This window comes from Candidatus Thiodiazotropha sp. AKAK2, assembly GCF_058244685.1.
In genome coordinates this window covers 1-18750 of the sequence record NZ_JBSYOP010000029.1, presented here as the reverse complement: position 1 = coordinate 18750, position 18750 = coordinate 1, and the positions used below count along the sequence as shown (strand labels likewise).

At 49.7% G+C, this 18750-nt stretch carries 14 protein-coding genes; 2 read left to right on the top strand and 12 right to left on the bottom strand.

All coding sequences use genetic code 11. The annotated features are described in order from the left end of the window. Window positions 1–7: 7 nt before the first annotated feature. Window positions 8–1396 (bottom strand): ATP-dependent RNA helicase DbpA, encoded by a 1389-nt coding sequence (dbpA, locus tag AC4IE8_RS12605; protein ID WP_068991112.1) that lies wholly within the window; start codon window positions 1394–1396, stop codon window positions 8–10. A gap of 221 nt (window positions 1397–1617) precedes the next feature. Further along, the gene (locus tag AC4IE8_RS12600) at window positions 1618–1785 is read right to left on the bottom strand and encodes a hypothetical protein (RefSeq protein WP_490791163.1); all 168 of its coding nucleotides are present in this window, start codon (window positions 1783–1785) and stop codon (window positions 1618–1620) included. Window positions 1786–1977: 192 nt separating this feature from the next. Here AC4IE8_RS12600 and AC4IE8_RS12595 point away from each other — a divergent pair, with 192 nt between their 5' ends. Next, entirely contained in the window at window positions 1978–2634 is a 657-nt protein-coding gene (locus AC4IE8_RS12595) for a hypothetical protein (RefSeq protein ID WP_490791162.1), read from the top strand. Window positions 2635–2979: 345 nt separating this feature from the next. Here the strand turns inward: AC4IE8_RS12595 and soxB are convergent, their stop codons facing one another. From soxB to AC4IE8_RS12550, 9 genes are all read right to left on the bottom strand, one after another. Further along, window positions 2980–4755, bottom strand: a complete 1776-nt coding sequence (soxB, locus tag AC4IE8_RS12590; RefSeq protein ID WP_068991108.1) for a thiosulfohydrolase SoxB — start codon at window positions 4753–4755, stop codon at window positions 2980–2982. A 579-nt stretch (window positions 4756–5334) separates the two neighbouring features. Further along, complete coding sequence (locus AC4IE8_RS12585; protein ID WP_068991107.1) at window positions 5335–5949, bottom strand: response regulator transcription factor; 615 nt, start codon at window positions 5947–5949, stop codon at window positions 5335–5337. Between the two features lie 5 nt (window positions 5950–5954). Next, complete coding sequence (locus tag AC4IE8_RS12580; RefSeq protein WP_490791161.1) at window positions 5955–8117, bottom strand: PhnD/SsuA/transferrin family substrate-binding protein; 2163 nt, start codon at window positions 8115–8117, stop codon at window positions 5955–5957. 110 nt (window positions 8118–8227) lie between these two features. Further along, complete coding sequence (locus AC4IE8_RS12575) at window positions 8228–9028, bottom strand: hypothetical protein (RefSeq protein ID WP_068991104.1); 801 nt, start codon at window positions 9026–9028, stop codon at window positions 8228–8230. A gap of 73 nt (window positions 9029–9101) precedes the next feature. Next, window positions 9102–9944 (bottom strand): deoxyribonuclease IV, encoded by an 843-nt coding sequence (nfo, locus tag AC4IE8_RS12570; RefSeq protein ID WP_068991102.1) that lies wholly within the window; start codon window positions 9942–9944, stop codon window positions 9102–9104. Between the two features lie 141 nt (window positions 9945–10085). Beyond that, window positions 10086–11468, bottom strand: a complete 1383-nt coding sequence (locus tag AC4IE8_RS12565) for a phenylacetate--CoA ligase family protein (protein WP_068991096.1) — start codon at window positions 11466–11468, stop codon at window positions 10086–10088. 188 nt (window positions 11469–11656) lie between these two features. Beyond that, on the bottom strand, window positions 11657–12754 hold the full coding sequence (locus AC4IE8_RS12560; RefSeq protein ID WP_068991094.1) for a glycosyltransferase: 1098 nt from the start codon (window positions 12752–12754) through the stop codon (window positions 11657–11659). Between the two features lie 74 nt (window positions 12755–12828). After that, a complete protein-coding gene (locus tag AC4IE8_RS12555) occupies window positions 12829–13863 on the bottom strand; it encodes a polysaccharide deacetylase family protein (protein WP_490791160.1) in 1035 nt (344 codons plus the stop codon). Between the two features lie 240 nt (window positions 13864–14103). Next, on the bottom strand, window positions 14104–14850 hold the full coding sequence (locus AC4IE8_RS12550; protein WP_490791159.1) for a hypothetical protein: 747 nt from the start codon (window positions 14848–14850) through the stop codon (window positions 14104–14106). A 708-nt stretch (window positions 14851–15558) separates the two neighbouring features. On the opposite strand from AC4IE8_RS12550, the gene AC4IE8_RS12545 reads away from it, so the two are divergent. Continuing rightward, complete coding sequence (locus AC4IE8_RS12545; protein WP_083226035.1) at window positions 15559–16218, top strand: PEP-CTERM sorting domain-containing protein; 660 nt, start codon at window positions 15559–15561, stop codon at window positions 16216–16218. A 406-nt stretch (window positions 16219–16624) separates the two neighbouring features. On the opposite strand, the gene AC4IE8_RS12540 is transcribed toward AC4IE8_RS12545, so the two are convergent. After that, window positions 16625–18067: a lipopolysaccharide biosynthesis protein gene (locus AC4IE8_RS12540; RefSeq protein WP_068991083.1), complete on the bottom strand. Its 1443-nt coding sequence runs from the start codon at window positions 18065–18067 to the stop codon at window positions 16625–16627. Between the last annotated feature and the right edge of the window lie 683 nt (window positions 18068–18750).

Genomic DNA, 18750 nt, shown 5'->3' with positions numbered 1-18750 from the left:
CTAATGTTCAAGACATCCAGTGTTTCATTCGCACTTTGAAACGACGCCCCTTGATGTTGTTCTCGGACAAAATGCGAAGTGCTATTTTACGCACACTGCGATCGACAGCGACATAGGCAAGATGATCGAAGATGTCGATCTTTCCAACCCTATTTCCAGCGATCGCACCATTGGCAGTCAATGCGCCGAGAATATCACCCGGACGGACTTTTTCTTTGCGGCCGCCATCAATACAGAGCGTGACATTTGGCGCGGTTATGCTGAAACTCTCTGGCAGTTCGAGGCCAGGTGGTTGCTCCAGGCGTACTTTGGAATTCAGATAGGCTTCGATGGCATTCACACGATTGGCCTCTGATGCGATGAACAGATTGAGCGCCAGACCTTTGTTCCCGGCTCGTCCAGTACGACCGATTCGGTGAACATAGATCTCTGGATCCCTTGGCAGTTCGTAATTGATTACCGCCCCAAGCTCTTTGATGTCGAGGCCGCGAGCGGCCACGTCGGTGGCTACCAGAACAGGTACACTGCCATTGGCGAAACGCACCAATACCAGGTCACGCTCTTTTTGTTCCAGATCCCCGTGCAGCGCCAGAGCCTGAATGCCCCGTTGCTGTAACTCCTCAGCGACTTCCTGGGATTGTAATTTGGTATGACAAAAGACAACGCTGGATATTGGCTTGTATTGCGCCAGCAGGGCAGCCAGAGTTTGAGTACGCTTGCCTTTTCCGACCTCGTAGAAGTGCTGGCTGATCTTGAGATCGCTGTGATGTGAGTCGACAGTCACTTCAATCGGATTGCTTTGGAAAGCACTGCTCAGCTCTCGTATGGTCTCCGGATAGGTAGCGGAGAAGAGCAGCGTTTGCCGCTGTGATGGGGTAACTGAGAGGATCTCGGTCATATCATCATGAAAGCCCATGTCGAGCATTCTGTCTGCCTCGTCGAGCACCACGGTACCCACACTGTCGAGTGAGAGGGTACCCTTCGCCAGATGCTTGAGGATACGCCCCGGCGTACCGACCACGATGTGCGCTCCATGTTCCAGCGAACCTATCTGTGGTCCAAAGGGGGTGCCACCACAGAGTGTAATGATCTTGGTATTTGCGCTGGTGCGGGCCAAGCGACGCAACTCCTTGGCTACCTGGTCAGCCAGTTCTCGGGTTGGACATAGCACCAGTGCCTGTACCGAAAAGGATTGTTGTTTGAGATGGCTAAGCAGACCAAGCCCGAAGGCAACGGTTTTGCCGCTACCGGTCTTGGCCCGGGCAATAAGATCCCTTCCGGCCAGCACATGGGGCAGACTCTCCGCTTGGATAGGCGTCATTTGAAGATAGCCCAGGGATTCAAGATTACCCAACAAGGCGGGGGCGAGTTTTAGTGAGGAAAACCGGGTAGTCATGGAGCGCAATTCAGACTGAAAAAAATCGATGGAACACGGGGATGGGAGTAATGATAACAGCTTGTCTCTGCCATTGATGCAATCGGTTTATTTTTTTGAGTTGTCATCATGTTTTTAAGACAAACACGAATTGTAAGTATTGCGGATTTCCTCGACTCTGAAAATACTTCAATCACAAAATTCAATAAAGCCGTATTGCATATTCGACTTGAACCCCGATATCAACCCTTTTCCATCTCAATTGAGATGCCCTTTTCCCTCAGCCATTCCTTGAAGCGGGCAACCTTCATATCCAGAGAGCAGGTCGGAGGCAATGTATCAAGATGGTGGCCAAATTCCTCGCGGAGTTTGATCTGTGCATCCCGGTCCAGAGTTTCCCATTTGATCATCTAAATTATCCCGGCAGCTGCATTGATTGATTAACACTAATGTAACAGCACTGGGTTAAGATCTGTTTACAAATTAAAGTAGGATCGAGCAGTAGTTCAATATAACAGCCTCAGGCTGTATCTTATGATCTTAACCAGCTGGTGATACTGACCGATAACACCCTGTTGAATAGAGTTGAATCAATTGACGATATGATTAGATTTAAACAACAGCGTTTCGCCCTCAAAATCTGGCTGCTCTCCTTGGTCAGTAGCCGTTTAAAGACTGCCACAGATCGAACGACCATCAATCGATTTGATATCTTTTTGCTGGCTGTCGCCTGGGGTAATATCGGCTATGCTGCCGGTATCTCCTATCTACGCCATGTTGGTGATCGGGTAGTGAATTCGAAAGGCCCTATCCTGGAGTGCGGATCTGGCGCGACCACCCTGCTGATTGCCATGCTGAGCCAGAACAAGCAGCGGGATTTCGTTGTCTTCGAACACAATCTGGAGTGGTACAGACACCTGCAACTGATCCTCGAACGACTCGGATTTCAACACGTAAAACTGATTCATACACCACTGAACGACTATGGAGATTTTCGCTGGTACACCCCCCCAGCTCTCGACCTCCAAACCCCCTTCGAACTGGTTATCTGTGACGGACCACCAGGCTCGATTCCCGGTGGACGTTATGGACTGTTGCCGATCATGGGCAAGCAGCTCTCAACGACCTGCCTGATACTGCTCGACGACACTCACCGCAAGGCGGAACAGCACATCATCACGAGTTGGCGTCGACAGCGCTGCCTGAGGTTCAACCGCCTGGGCTATCTCGGCAGCTATTCAGAAGTGGAGTTTTGTTAAGCACAGCAGACCATGCCATGAATGGGCGCCCATCACCGCCATTAGCCGCTGACGACAATAGAGCGAAGCAGAGTTCTTTAAGAATTAAGTCCGCAAATGAAGGCGAATAAACGCTAATGGTTGTTGAGTGACGGATCGGCCCGGAGCCGTTGAATCAAGCCGTGAATGGCGCCAATCACCATCTATTGCCATTAAAAACGTCACTGAGCATGTTGCTGCTAGGATTGAGTCCAATCCAAACACTATTTCAATTTGCGACTCTTAATTTGCGTTCATTAACGTTCATTAACGTTCATTTGCGGACCAATCAAAAACAGGGCGCGGCAAAGCCGCACCCGATAACAATCAGTAGGGATAGTCAGCCAACCCAGGATTGTCCTTTACACCAACCAACTTCGGTGTATTGAGTTTCTTGATCTTAACGGTCTTCTGATCGCGCAGATATTTGGCAACCACATCCCAGATTGGCTCACCAGGGGCTTTCGATCCAACCGTCGCCCAACCGGACACGGTGTAGCTCTTATTCGCCTCGACCTTGGTGCCGTCGTTGAGTGCCATATCGGTGATTCGCTTACCAAACCCCGCACCCGGTTCACAAGCGTAATCGAGACCACCCACACGCACCATATCACCACCCTGCTGATAGTAGGGGTCCTTGTTGAACAGATTGTCGCAGACATCCTCCAGGATCGCCTTGATCTCTGAACCCTTCATCTCTCTGCGATAGGTTTCAGGATAGGTGATACAGGTCTGATCCATCACATTGTCCATGGTGATCTTCTGCCCCGGTAGAACACTGGTACCCCAGCGGAAACCGGGAGAGAGGGAGATCTGGGCATCATTCACCGTGGTCAGAGCATCACAGATGACCTGATCGAAGGTGCCGTTGAAGTTACCCCGACGATAGAGTGTCTCCTCGGCGACTGCCAGCTCTTCATTGAGCTGTTTCGCATAAGGTGCACGCACCTCATCGATATAGGCCTGCATCGCTTTGTCTGCCGGCAGAATATTGGAGAAGACCGGCAACAGACGATAGCGGAAGTCGCGTACCTTGCCTCCCTTCACATCCAGATCCATGACACCGAGGAATTTTCCGTTGGAACCTGCGTTGGTCACCAGGGTCTTTCCGCCAGAGTTTTTAACCACTGTGGGTGCCGGCATGCCATCATGGGTGTGACCACCAAAGATCACATCGATACCGGAGACCCGGGAAGCCATCTTCAGATCCACATCCATACCGTTGTGGGAGAGCACCACCACCACATCCGGTTTTTCATTCTCCCGCACCATATCGACCACACCCTGCATCAGGTCATCCTGGATACCGAATGTCCAGTCGGGGATAAAACGCTGGGGATTGGCAATCGGCGTATAGGGGAACGCCTGACCGATGACTGCCACACGGGCGCCACCGACCTGCTTCATCACATAGGGCTTGAAGGCATTACCGGAATCTTCGTCAAAGCCTTCGAAATCGGCAAAATTGTAGTCAAACAGCGCCTCGTCTCTGACCAACACATTCTGTGCAACGAAGTCACCCTTGAAGGCATTGATGTTGTCAATCACCTCTTTATCGAGATAGGTGAATTCCCAGTGCCCGGTCATCACATCGACACCCAGTCGGTTACAGGCACCGACCATATCCTGTCCGCGCGTCCAGTAGGCGGTACCAGAACCCTGCCAGGTATCACCACCATCCATCAGTAAGCTGTTACCTGGTCCACGATCGTCTCGAATTCGCTGCACCAGGGTTTTCAGGTGGGCAAAACCACCGACCTTACCGAATTTGCCTGCCGCACTATCGAAATCGAGATAGCTGAAGGCGTGGGATTCAACCGTCCCGGGCGTGATACCAAAATGTTTGAGTAGATTATCGCCAACCAGATGCGGAGCCTTGTTGAAAGCGTAACCTATGCCCAGATTGACATTCGGCTCTCGAAAGTAGATGGGATTGAGTTGTGCATGGGTATCGGTTATGTGAAGCAGGGAGACGTTACCGAACTTCGGAACCTCATAGAGATCCGCTGGCTGCTTGGCTGCGGCGAACACAGACGAAGGCATCATACCGGCGGCACCGGCAAAGCCCATCATTCGTAGGAATTCACGACGTGAAATACTCATTCTTGTATCACCCTCCGGTTATTGTCGCCTGTTTACAGGCCCTAGGGATGGTCTACCCGGCGGTTATCGATCTGCCGCTTTGGGTTACAACCCGTTCAGCGTTTGAGAAACTGGCATCACCGGTTCCCCGGCAAACACGCTGACTCACCCTGATTTTGTGTTTTCTACAGCTTGTCCGGCAAGCTAACGGATCGGACGCATTACTGCCATGGCATCGGATCGATTAGGTTGCCGGATTTAAAAAAACCAGTTGAATCACCGGAAGGCGCCTGTCTATACCTGCCTTCCAGCCATCCAACTGGCGATGATCTCCCCGATATCCGCTCCGGACGTAAATGGGGAGACGCTATTATCCAGCCCTTTAAGTGCTGTTAAAATTCCAACATACGCGACCGGTGGTTGTGGTTTTCCACAACCCTGATATTCAGAAGCCTCAGTTCGCCTGGTAGATCGCTACGGGTACCACCGGATTTTCGCCACTATCCCCCTATCACCGAACTCTACCGATACCATAGCCGGTGACTTTAGCCGCTTCAACACTGGGGCGGTATGTAAGCCACTATGCCGCCACAGGAATAACTACTCATTCTCCAGGGTAAGCATCATCCGCATAAGATGAGAGAGTGAGTCAGCCTGCATCTTCTCCATCACCCGGGAGCGATGAGCTTCCACGGTCGACAGGGTAATCCCCAGCTGCTCGGAGATATTCTTATTCCTCATACCGCTGATAACCAGGTCGAGCACCTCCCGCTCCCTGGGTGTCAGCTGATTCAGATGCTCACGGATCTCAGACAGCCGAGAGGCCTCACCCCGCTTCTCCGCATCCATCTCGATCGCCCGGTGGACACTGTCGAGCAGAATCTGGTCGCGAAACGGTTTTTCGATAAAATCCACCGCACCCGCCTGAACGGCACGAACCGCCATTGGCACATCGCCATGCCCGGTAATGATGATCACCGGAGGATGCAGCGGCAGCTCATTCAACTTCTCCTGCATATCCAGGCCGCTCATACCCGGCATGCGGATATCCACCACCAGACAACCCGGCAGGGACTCATCGAAGCGATCGAGATACTCCAGTGCAGAGGCAAAGCAGACCACTGGCAAGCCAACCGATTCGAATAACAACTTCAGAGCACTGCGCACCTCTTCGTCATCATCCACTACATAGACTGTTGGCGTGGTCTGATCCATGGTTTTTACGCAACCTCCCCGATTGGCAAATTGAAACTGAACTCGGCACCGTCCCGATAGTCACGGTTGATCGACAGTTTACCACCGTGTGCCTCGATGATCCCGTAGCTGATTGAGAGCCCCAGCCCCATACCGTCCGACTTACCGGTGACGAAGGGATCGAACAGGGTTGTTTCCAGCTCCGGTTTAATACCGGGCCCATTGTCCCTCACCCAGAGATGGATTGTCCCACCAGGTTGCAGCCGGGTACCGATATGCAGCACCCGTTCCTGATCATCCAGTTCAGAGAGGGCCTCAATCGCATTCCGCGCCAGGTTGAGTATCACCTGTTCGATCTGAATCGGTTGCACCAGCACCGTTGGCAGCGGCTGTTGCATATCCAGTATGAGCCTTACATCGGCACGGGTGATATCGGGGCGGATCAATACCGCTACCGCATTGACCAGAACATTGACGTCTACCTGAGAGCTCTCCAGGGGCTCTTTGCGTACAAACCGCCTCAGTTGACGAATAATCTCACCAGCCCGATCGGCCTGGGCGGCAATCCGCTCCATCACATCCACACAGACAGTGGTGTTGGTTGGATCGGACTCCAGGATTCGCATACTCGCCTGGGCATTGGTCGAAATGGCCGTCAACGGCTGATTCAGCTCATGGGCGATGCCTGATGCCATCTCGCCAAGAGTACTGAGCCTGCCAGCCCGCGCCAGCTCGATCTGATGTTGGCGCGCCTCTTCCTCGGCCCGATTACGCATCGTGATATCCCGAAACACCACCACGCTGCCGATGGTCTTGCCCCCTTCATCCTTGATCGGAGTACTGCTGTATTCCACCGGAAAACTGGTGCTGTCCTTACGCCAGAAGACATCGTCTGAAATAAAGCGTGGCTTATTATCACGAAAGGTCTGATAGACCGGGCAGTCGACCGCTCGATGGGGTGAGCCGTCTTCATGGGAGTGGTGCAGAATCTCATGTTGGTTATGACCGATCACATCTTCCGCCCCCCAACCGGTGATCCTCTCTGCCGCCTTGTTGAAAAAGGTGGATCGTCCATTCATATCCACCCCATAGATACCGTCCGCCACCGAATCGAGAATCAACTCATGTTGCAGCTCGAGACGATCCTTGGCCTTTTTCAACTCCTGATTGAGACGCATCACCTTGAGAGTCATCACCACCATGAAAAGCAGCATCAGCAGACCGCCCAGCAACCAGTAGCGATAGCGGCTGATCGCGTCCACCAAGGTTATCTTGCCCAGATACTGATAGGGCGGTAGCTTCAAAGTCATGAACAGATCATGCACGGGTTGATAGTCGAGCGGGATGGTCCAACCTGCATATTTGCCGGCCAGCGCCGCATGGTGATCATGGGGCATATTCAACAGTGCAACCGCAACCTGTTGGGCAAGCGTGTCGGCTGTATGCGCCACTTTACTGAAGGGCCACTCAGGATAGAGCCGGGTGCTTAGCGCAAATGGAAACTCTTCGACCTGTTGGGGGTTGATGATATGGAAATCCTTCAGCTCGATGGTACCGGCGGATGCCATACGTTCGAGGATATCGGTACGCACCGTACCCACATCGACCTCACCATTCAGCACCGACATCACCACATGGTCATGGATACCACCCCAGCGCAGCGCTTTCAGATCGGTGTAGGGATCGATGCCCTGCTCGATCATCTCCCGCATGGCCATCTGGAAACCACCCAGCGAGGTATCGTAGACAGCCATCATGGTATGACCGCGAAGGTCTGCCAGGGTATTTATCTCAGCATGATCCTGGCGGGTGAAGATTACCCCGCCAAAGATCTTGTAGGGGACATCGTTGCGTCGATTGTAGAGGGTGGCGATGCGTGAAACCCGGTATTTCACCTCCAGGTTGACATAGATTCCGGGATTGACCAGCACAAAATCGACTTCACCGGCAGAGACAGCGGGATTCACATCATCGAATTTCAATGGCCGGATGATGAAATCGTGAGCGGGAATACTGCTATGGAGGTACTCTGCAGTTGGCCCCCACATCCTCAGCGTTGCCTGGTCCCCACGATGACTCAAGACACCGATACGCACCATATCGGCATACAGCAGTGACGGGATTGTAAACTGCAGCAGCAACAGCCCAGCAACGACCCACCAGCGTAATGATTCACCGGAATTGACCATTCCCTGAGCCTATGTGAAAAAGCGCTAGCTGACAAGTTGGCAAGGGAAGCCAGAGAAAGCCATGCGAGGGTTGAGCGAAGGCAATAACAGCGGCAGTTTGTGATGCAGCATTAAAGCCTATCGGCCAGGGATTTCAGCTTTCCAAGCAGGGATTTGCTGGATTGCTGCTGCTGTTCCAGCTGCTCTCGGGCGAGCGCCTCCTGTAACTCTAACTCCCGTTGCCGTTTAGCATCCTGGAGACGTTGGCGAATCGCATCCTTGGCCGAATCATCGATCTGCAGATCGTACATATCCGCCCGGTTGCGCAGGATATAGTGCCCCAGATTGTCGAGCCAGGCATCATCCACCTTGTGTGGCTGGATTAGGCTCTTTTCAACCTTGAAACTTCTGAAATTGGAGATATAGATCCGAATCGAACCCAACTCCGGATCGGCCTGAAAAACAAAATTCACCTTGACCACCACCGGTAACTGCAGATTCAGCCCGACCACCTGCTGATGCTGATCCCGAATCGGCCACTCGGTATAGCGCATGGTCTGGCTATCGAGGAAGGCGCACGCCTCATCCGCTTTGGTCTTGGGGGTAATGGCAAAGGTCTGTTCACTGTCTGAAACACACTGGAAGCGCAAGCGGACAACCCGGGTGTTCTCTGAACTGTCCGCGTTGACCACATACTCGGTATGGCGCAGTCCGCCTACCGGCCCCAGTCCCGGCATCTCATACTGGTGGCAAACGTCATGTTCGAGAATTTTCAGCTGATCCGTCAACTCGGAGAGATACTTCAGAATTGACTGCATCGAGGGTTTGAATTGTGACTGGTAGAGGGATTCCAGCCTGGTCGCCTCACAATCGGCGCTGTCGTCCTCTTGTCGTTTACGAGCTTCCTGTTTCAAATTTTCCAACAGAGACATCACAACATCCTGTAGCTTCCTATTGATCCTAAACGGGCAAGTCTACATATAATTGTTCTGGCGGCCAAATATTTTAGTTCTGAAATCCATACAGGCTGGCGATCTCCTCGGCCCATAGGCTGTCGTCAATCGTCTCAAGAATCAGTGGGATATCATTAAACCGCTGATCCTGCATGATATATCGGAACACCTCCCAACCCAGCTTGCCCTGCCCCAGGCTATGGTGGCGATCGACCCGCGCGCCCAACTCCGGTTTACTGTCGTTGAGATGCATACCGCGCAGATAACCGAAACCCACCACGCGATCAAATTCAGCAAAGGTTTTATCACAAGCGGAAACCGAGCGCAGATCATAACCGGCAACAAATGTATGGCAGGTATCGAGACAGACACCCACACGGGATTTATCTTCGACCCGGTCGATAATCTCTGCAAGATGCTCGAAGCAATATCCTAAGGTACTGCCTTGACCGGCGGTATTTTCAATGACCGCAGTCACACCCTGGCTCTGCTCCAGGCTCCAGTTGATAGAGTCGGCTACACGTTGCAAGCTCTGCACCTCATCAATCTTCCTCAGGGTTGCGCCGGGATGAAAATTCAGAAGCGAGAGTCCCAACTGTTCACAGCGTAACAGTTCATCAAGAAAGGCCGCTCTCGATTTCTCCAGACCTTCCGCCTCCGGATGGCCGAGATTGATCAGGTAACTATCATGGGGCAGGATAAATTTACTCGCAATACCGACCTGCTCAAGATTCTCATGAAAACTATCGATCGTTTCGGTAGACAATGGTTTCGCCCGCCATTGACGTTGATTCTTGGTAAACAAAGCAAATGCCTTGGCCCCGATCGCCTGAGCGTTAAGAGGTGCGTTCTGAACACCACCGGAAGCACTAACGTGTGCGCCTACATACTTCATATTCACAGCTCTTTTATTATCTCTAAGGAGGATCTGATAATTTGATGCTTTGTCACATAGCCTCTGTTGAGGCCAACCATCACAAAACTTCGCAGCGATCAGCTAGCGTCAATTTGCGCCAGACTTTTTCCAAAGATGGTGCTATTTCAGGTTGGAAACAATCGACTTCAACTTCATACCTTTCGACCGCTCTATCTTATCGACATACTTCACGTTGATGATAATTTTATTACCCAGCCTTTTTGCCAGTTCATTGACGATCTCATTCTCTGTAGTCTCACCATAACCGACATCCTTGACCAGAAGCACATCCACTTCCTCCACAATACTCTGTCTGTATTGCGCCTCTTTAACCGGAAACCCCTTAAGGACAGGACTCAATCTGCCGATTTTATTCCCTTCCGGGGTAAGTATGTAGTCGTCACACCTTCCGATAACCCGCTCTACCGTAGGGAAGTGAGAACCACATTTACAGTTATTGTCACCTACCACCACTTTATCACCAATCCTATATCGTATCAGCGGCATGGTTCTGTTGACGAGACCGGTACAGACCACCTCGGCCTCCTCACCCGCAGCGGCTGGTTTTGCATTTTCATCGAGAAATTCAACAATCGCACAGTCCGAATGGACATGGTAGCTTCCATGCTCGCACTGCGCTATGAAAACGCACATTTCTGCAGCCCCATATTGATCGTAGACACGACAGTCAAACTGTTTTTCGATCAATGCTCTCTGATTTTCGTAAAGCGTCTCAGCTGATGTGACCACCGCCTCTGTTATCCCGGATAGGGAGTTATCGTGATCATCGGCATACTTGGCAATCGTATAGACACTTGACGGATAGGCATCGATATAGGACGGTTTGATGCTCTTCAATTGATCGATATAGAAAGGAAGCCACTTATCCGATAAGTGGTAGGAAGAGAAAAGATGGTTTTTCTGAAAATAGCTGTTACGCCAGAACGGCGGCCTCTCCTGCCAGCTTGGAACGACAATTCTTCCGCCAATCGTCACCCGGCTGTCTTTATAGGTTACCCCCACCTGATGAAGATAGCGGGAAAAAAAGGCGTAGTTAAGTTTTCTAGCCTCAGCGGTACAGTAGATATTGAGGGGCGTACCGGTTGTGCCTGTCGTATGGATGACATGAAGTTTTTCGGGATCTTCCCGCTCATCCACCAGGTCTAACGGGTTCTCCCTTATCGACTGTTTCTCCAAAAGCGGAAGTTTTTCAATATCAGCTAGCGTTTGAAACTGTTGTGGCTCAATCTCTTTGAACCGCTCTCTGTAGTAGGGCACATGGGCTTTTGCCAAACCGACCAGATCACGCAATTGATCGACCAGGTATTGGTCAAACTCCACGCTACTCAATGCCAGGTTTGACTCTACTTTTTCAAGCGCCTGGTGAAATTTTTTACCATGGCGTATCTGGTTGATATATAGCCCGTACGCTGAGATAAGAACATTCTGCAGCCACACTGGCAGATGGTAATAAATGTTATTCAGGCTCTTCTTTTTACCCATAATTTTGACTCGGTAACCGGCTTTAGGATTAGACCATTGACACGCAAGCTGTTACGCCCCCGAAATACCGCACAACTAACCGGCTATCGAGTCTGTCCACAGCGTCGAAAACCGATCCTAATCCGGCAGCAGTGCGGCCAAACATTAGGGAGTGGATAGACTCACCTCTTGCAGCAGAATTTCACGTACTATAGCAACTCTGCATACAGTTTTTTAGTTGTGGTGAAACAACGTTCCGAAGAGAACTCATCGCCGACTTTTCGCCTCGCATTTTCACTCAACCCCGTTTTGACGCTACTGTCACCCAGAATCCGAGCACAGGCGTCGGCACACTCTGTGGGCGATTTTGCGGCAATCAGGAGACCGTTGACGCCGTCTTCTATTACCTCCGTTACACCGCCCACCGCTGTTGCAACAAGCGGCACACCTAGACAGGAAGCTTCGAGTATCGAAATCGGTACACCCTCATGCAGTGAGGTCATGACAAAAATGTCAAATGCGCTTAATATGTCGTACGCCTCGTCAACATGGCCAAGAAATCGGACCTGTGCTTCAATATCGAGCTCTGCCGCAAGCTGTTTTGTCTCCTCCATCAACGGACCGTCCCCCGCAATGACCACTACGCAATCGACTCCGGAACTAAGTAGCCGCTGTTGAGCCTGCAACAGATATTTATGTCCTTTGACCGGCACCATCCTTCCTAGAGTACCGACTACCCGGGTATGCTCATCGACACCTAAAGCGTTTCTGACCTCCTGTTTGGAACGAGCGGGAGTGACCGATCTGCAATCTATACCGTTATGGATGACACTAATTTTGGATTTCGGATGTCTCTTACCGATCAACTGCCGTTCCAGGTCTTTTGAAACCGCGATCAACGCATCGGAGAAGAGCATGGAGTTCAACAACTCGAGGGATCGCAGCAAACGATTGGCATTCAGCCTCCCTAAGCCGTGATGGGTTCTAACCACCTTGCAACGGCCGACCAGCTTCGCTGCGATTCCACCGATTAAGTGCTCTTTTATTCCATGAGCATGGATAATATCGATACGCTTTTGCTTCAATATCCGCCTTAGCTTCAGAACACTGAAGACGATGCTGTTACTGGCTTCATCAATGTTGAAAACGTCGACATCGCTGCGCTTCAGCATCTCGTACAGTTTTGTTTTATTGAACACAACCACACAGACGTCAATCCCATTTAGTTTCGATTCGATAATGAGCTTAAATGCCTGAGACTCGGCACCACCCCATAGATCGCCGCTAATCACATGGCATATATTCATCTACTGACACCAAACAAGTTATTACCATCACCAAACATTTTTTGCTAAAAACAGTGAATAGGCTCGAGGGGCTTTTAAAATATGCCGCTTATCCGTGTTGCAAACATCGGCACTGAGGAAGAGACATCCTGGTGCATACCGATTCGCTTAAGCATGGCCCGATCATCGTCAATTGTGTTCCACCCTCTCTGAGTCGTTACTGCAAGGTGGTAGCCGGAATCAGACACCAATTTGGATAGATCTTTTGAGTGATTACCGTTGGGATAGCAGAAGGTCATACAGAGACTATCCATGACCGCTCTGTCCAGCAACTCATCCCGGGAGTCGAGCAACTCACTTTGAACCACTCCCGTATCTTCGATATTGGTCAATATTTCATGATTCACCGTATGCGATCCGATAGTAACCAAACCGGACGCCTTCATTTCGTTCACCTGGTTCCAGTTGACGAAATCCGACTCCCTGCTACGACTCTCCTTCTCGATCAAATTACCAAACTGTGAAAGAATCGAATCGATCTCACTGCCACTATACCGCTTCAACTCGTTGATTCCGTTTTCGAGCTGACTCCGGTAGCTCCCCTTCAGATTTACCAGGTAGTCCAGTATCTGGCTGTGATTACTGGAGATGGTGAACTCCGGGCGTAGCCCGAGGTCCAGCTTGGCCGAAAGCAATTCGCCATACAAGTCGATCCACATCTTTCTATTGTGGTCGATAAACCCGGTTGGCAAGAAGAGTGCCGCCGGCAGATCATGCTTTTTTAGAATGGGAAAGGCGTTTTCATAGAAGTCATTCCAACCGTCATCAAAGGTAATGACACAATAGCGCTTTCCATCCCCTTGCCGCCAGTTACCGGAGTCTATGATCTCATTCAACTCACAGATCGACAGGACCGTAAAATTGTCCCTGATATAGCGCATCTGTGCATCAAAGGTATCGGGCAGAACATACATCCCGTCCTGGAGACTCTCCCGGTATTCCACGATCCGGTGGTACATCAATATAAAATATTGATCATCATCAACTTTTTCATCAATTTTTTTAATCGTATAGCCACTATGGAATAGCAGGAATGCAATAATTTTCTTGATGATGATCGATAGTTTCAAGCTGCGGGTGTCCTATGTTCTTGATGTTCTTTATCGTTGTAAACGCCCCGAACGCTACTACAAAACAATGCAAAAATAGAGTTGGCTTTCCCAGTCGTCAGGTGGCGATTGCAGCCTATCTTAATCATATTCAAATATATTAGGGGCTTTAAGCCTGCCCTTGCACTGCGCTGTGGCTCTGAACAAGGGCAGGCTTGCAGCCCTAAAAGTAAACTATTTGGTTCCCGGGTATAGAGTAGACTACTCCACTTCTGCTGGTGCGGTGCGAATGATTTGCGCCAACTCCTGAACAAAGCTCTTCGCAACCTGGAATTGACCGGTACTGTTCAGGTGCCCACCATCGCTCGTGTATTCACTGATCATCGAGTAGTAGGCCTTCCCGTCAACCTCAAAGGTTTCACGCCTACCGTCTGGGTAGGTCGATTCACTCTTGGCGATATCGATTATCGGGTCCGTGCTATAGGTCGCTCTCAGCAGCTCATTGAATTCGTTTCGCTTTATATTATCCAATTTTCGGGTATTCTCCCGGCCCAGCAGCTTTTTAATCCACACTTTAACTCCGCTCGGTGTGTGCATGAGGGGAACAGTCGTGTGGATAAAGGTGATGTCGGGGTGCCTGTCGATAAGATCGTCAATAGTACGCTGATAGTCACCGAAGACCTGCTTTACATCAGAACGCCGGGTCACATCAACGTAACAGAATTTCAGGAGTGCATAGTCAATTTTTCCTGACAGCTCCTCATCGATAATACGGCCGAAATCGGTACATTTCGATACCGGATCGGTATTTTCACCGACCTCGTTATGCAGCAGACAGCCTTTACTCTCTTCTTGATAGTTTTGGTAATCCGAGATAGCCAGCTCAACACCGCTGCTGCTCACCAGGGATTCAAGTCCCTCGATAATGTTGTTACCAACCGACTGATGTCCAAAGAACACCCTGGAATCCGCAACCACCTTCAAATCATCATCGATATCGACAGGCATTGAAGCCCCCCCTAGTTGATTATTCTCCTGACAACCGATAACCAGCATTGTCAACATAGCTAGAACAGTGCTTGTTGCAACTCTCATAAAATCACCCCTAATCCAATGATTTAATCGTGGAATATGACCTCAAATGCAGGCTTAAGTTCTTTCTGGATTCGCTCACTATCCATTAATTTGATAGTTGAATCCAGAGAGGCGCTCATGGTGATGCAACTCTTTGTTTTTAATATAAAATACACTCAGCACAACCACCGAAACCCCAAAGAGTTAAGGCACCACTATTTACATCGTCGCGATCGCTACAGGCAAACCCTATCCCAACTGATCCAAAACACCCTATTTTGAGCATCGCTTAGGAAAAATACAACATTCGGATGGGGCCGGAGCGATCACTCTGCTTGACACAAAAGTTAACAGGGGCAGATCGCCCGAAGATGTAAATTTGCCACTCGATCCATGTGAACAATCTACCAGCCACCATCCGGTAATACACCTAAGCTGCCGTCACCTATCCAGGTAACCGAAAGGGTGCCGGTGGCGCCAAAATGTTGGAAAATTTTACAATGTGTTTTACTTGGTTTTTATAAGTCATTGATATCATTATGTAGGCACGTATATTGCTTTTAATTCCTAGATGTGGATTTTAAACCTGTAACTGTAAAGTTTTTATGACAATGCAAAGGACTAACTCAAGGAGCTGTTTAGATGAAGAGGGTATCCGGAATAGTGCTGGCCGGCCTGCTTGGCCTGCTAGGGAATGCACAGGCAACACCGATGTACTACACCTTTCAAGGAACAATCAAATCAATCATAGATAGATCTGGCGCTGTAGCAGACTCCGGTTTGACCGTCGATGACAGCACCATGTACAGATTTATCGTGGACACAGAACAGGACGCAACCTACACCACCTTTGCAGGTGATGAATATACCTACACCGATACATCGGATATTGATTACTTCTATGCCGACTTGGCCAGCGACCACCATATCCAGCCTACAGACAGGGATCTTACACCGACCCGTCCGGCGGAATTCAAACTCGGTAACACCGAAATCGGTAGTGCATCCCTGTTTGGCGGTGCATACGACAACTATGTACGCATTAGTAACAGCTACTCAATCAGCGACTGGGTGGTAGGAATGACCGGCTTTACCGGTGTCGAGAGCGCTCAAAACTGGTTTGAAGAGTATAGCGCCATCACTTCAACCCTGACACTACAGTCGATCTCCGTAGTCAACCTGCAGTCATCAACCGATGATGACGACGGTACAATCTCTGTACCAGAGCCCTCCTCCATTCTCCTGCTGGCTACCGGAATATTGGGCATTGGCGCCAGACGACTTCGCAAGAAGCCCATTTAAAAGACTCCGGAAGCGGTTAAAACCACCAATAGGCTTTCACTTGAGGGAAGTTTCGACTTCCCTCACTAGCCCCCATAACACGAGGGCCGGTTAACGCCATCCTATCAGCCCGGCTGTGACCATTTTTCGCCCAGCAAGACAAAATGTGCGCGGTGTAGTTGCTCTACATGAGCGTAGGATAAAGTGCTAGGGGGGGTAATAGCCTCATCCCTCTCTTTTTTACCCAACTGGGGGGCGCCACTCTGGGCTGTGCATCGCTCATTTGGAATGATCTAACCTCTCTCCTCCCGCCTTGATTGGCGCTTTCAGGGGCAACAGGACTGATTGGATTACGATTGGCAGGCTCCTGGGGAGTATCGACTCTGCCCGTGGGATCTGCTCGCAACACCAATCGAAAGCCCGATGACTACCCCTTTCTTCTGATCATGTTTCGAGCATAGGTGAGAATTTTTCGATTAAAAGTGTAGATATAGGCAAAGTAGATGACCATCGACAGAACGATTTTTGTCAGCAGTTCGGCAATTTTATAATCAGCCAACACCACCACATGCTGCTCATAGAGTAAAACACCGATAACCATACAGATGGTTGCAGTCAACGGGTGCATTATAGAGCGAAAATATTCGACGATATTGATATCGAGTCTGCGCATTGTGAAATAGATCCAGGCAAACACGACAACCAGATAGGTTGAAATCCAGGGATAAATAATGGCATTCATGCCGTACTGAACAGCTATATAATATGAGACTGACATAGTTAGCGTCAGGATCAAATAGTAATACATCGAGTAGGATGGCTTCCCTTTCGACATGTGTACGAATGAGTTAATCGCACTCAGTGAGGTCAATATCTGTACCAGACACAGAAACTCGAAAAGCGTCGTCATCGGAAGCCACTTTTCGCCGAGGATGATTTCCACTAACTCATAACCCAGCAAAAACCCGCTTACAAAGATAGGTAATACAAGAAATGAAGTCACATGGATTACATTTAGATAGAAACTTTTCATCTCTGCTAAATTATCCTGTAACTTTGAGAACACCGGATATGAAACCTGATTGATTAAGACCACAATCTTTTCAGTCGGCAGTTGGGATAGTTGTAAGGCAAACAGGTAATAACCCAGCTCAGTCAGAGACCAGGCTCTTCCCGCAAAATATCTATCCGACATTTGGAATAAGTAGAAAAAGGAACTACTCATCGCAACCAATATCCCAAACTTCAGATAGCCTGCCGCCTCGGAGTAGTTAAAATGTCTCAGCGGCCTCCATTTGACGGCCTGGTATACCAAGATAAGTTTTACCGCACCTCGAATTATCCGTCCTCCGACCAGAGCCCAGACCCCCCCCCCGAGCATTGCGATAATTACCATACCTATGCTTGAAATGATCGTGCACTTCATCTCAATCAGGCCGACCATCTTGAAATTCAGCCGTCTTTTTAACAGATTGAGCGGGACGACCTGAAGACCGGAGAAGATAAAAAGGACCGCCACGGCCTGAGTTAAGGGAATTATTTGCGGCTCATCAAAAATATCAGCTGTGATATAGGAGATTGGAAAACACAATGCGGCAAAACCGATACTCACGAACAACGCAAACCAGAATACCGATGCGAGGTTTTTTCTAGAATTGAATTTTCTCTGTATGATCGAGGCACCGAGGCCGAGTTCGCTGAATATTTCTGCGTAACCGGTGATGATTGTCGCCATTGCAGAGAGGGCATAGTCATCAGGTAGGAGGATTCTCGCTATGATTATAGTGACAACCCAGGATATGATCTGACTGCTAAATTTGAATAAGGCTAGCCAGGATATGCTTTTTACCGCTTCTTTTTGTAGTGACATTTATTCCGGCTACCCTATTTTTGCCAATTGCTACCGGCCCAATCTACACGGCTTGGACCTTTCCCCCTTTCGAGTCAGTAAAAAACCGTCTCTTTTCACACTAGCCGCCGAAAGAAGAACCCTCTTGACGAAAATACCCTACTAGTTACTGGGATTTAGCTTGTAACCACCAAGACAGGTCATACCCCGTCCACTCAGAGTACGGCGTAACACTCTCGTCAAACACTAACCCTATTTGAACTTCAGGGGTGTTACTCTGCAGTCACAGTTAATTGATTTACACAAGTTTGTGCTGTTGATACTTACATCGGCAATATCAACACATTATAGTATTGTAATTTGTCTAATCCACAATACCAAACACTTATTTGCCGATCTGTGTTTCGGCCGACTTGCCTTACATTGAGCCGTCACACACAAGCACTGACTAGGGCCTGCTAACATGAACCCAATAGGCCTTGTTGTGGGGAAAAAAGCGCCAATCAAGGCACGTGGAGCCTAGTTTTGATTGTTCCAAATAAGTGACGAGCAACGCCGAGGGGCGCTTTTTCAGGCACGGTAGTGTCAAAAGTCTTTCGCACTTTTCATTGGCGGTGTCTCGTTGATCAAGCAGTCAATTGATTTTCCAGTTGCTGTTTTTCCAGTGGCACCATATTCAGATACCTGCGCAGTCCCCACTTGGT

Coding starts and splice junctions, on each gene's coding strand:
- AC4IE8_RS12575 (WP_068991104.1), bottom strand. CDS start 9,028: ATGTCTCTGTTGGAAAATTTGAAACAGGAAGCTCGTAAACGACAAGAG.
- nfo (WP_068991102.1), bottom strand. CDS start 9,944: ATGAAGTATGTAGGCGCACACGTTAGTGCTTCCGGTGGTGTTCAGAAC.
- AC4IE8_RS12585 (WP_068991107.1), bottom strand. CDS start 5,949: ATGGATCAGACCACGCCAACAGTCTATGTAGTGGATGATGACGAAGAG.
- AC4IE8_RS12560 (WP_068991094.1), bottom strand. CDS start 12,754: ATGAATATATGCCATGTGATTAGCGGCGATCTATGGGGTGGTGCCGAG.
- dbpA (WP_068991112.1), bottom strand. CDS start 1,396: ATGACTACCCGGTTTTCCTCACTAAAACTCGCCCCCGCCTTGTTGGGT.
- AC4IE8_RS12550 (WP_490791159.1), bottom strand. CDS start 14,850: ATGCCTGTCGATATCGATGATGATTTGAAGGTGGTTGCGGATTCCAGG.
- AC4IE8_RS12545 (WP_083226035.1), top strand. CDS start 15,559: ATGAAGAGGGTATCCGGAATAGTGCTGGCCGGCCTGCTTGGCCTGCTA.
- soxB (WP_068991108.1), bottom strand. CDS start 4,755: ATGAGTATTTCACGTCGTGAATTCCTACGAATGATGGGCTTTGCCGGT.
- AC4IE8_RS12595 (WP_490791162.1), top strand. CDS start 1,978: ATGATTAGATTTAAACAACAGCGTTTCGCCCTCAAAATCTGGCTGCTC.
- AC4IE8_RS12600 (WP_490791163.1), bottom strand. CDS start 1,785: ATGATCAAATGGGAAACTCTGGACCGGGATGCACAGATCAAACTCCGC.
- AC4IE8_RS12540 (WP_068991083.1), bottom strand. CDS start 18,067: ATGTCACTACAAAAAGAAGCGGTAAAAAGCATATCCTGGCTAGCCTTA.
- AC4IE8_RS12580 (WP_490791161.1), bottom strand. CDS start 8,117: ATGGTCAATTCCGGTGAATCATTACGCTGGTGGGTCGTTGCTGGGCTG.
- AC4IE8_RS12565 (WP_068991096.1), bottom strand. CDS start 11,468: ATGGGTAAAAAGAAGAGCCTGAATAACATTTATTACCATCTGCCAGTG.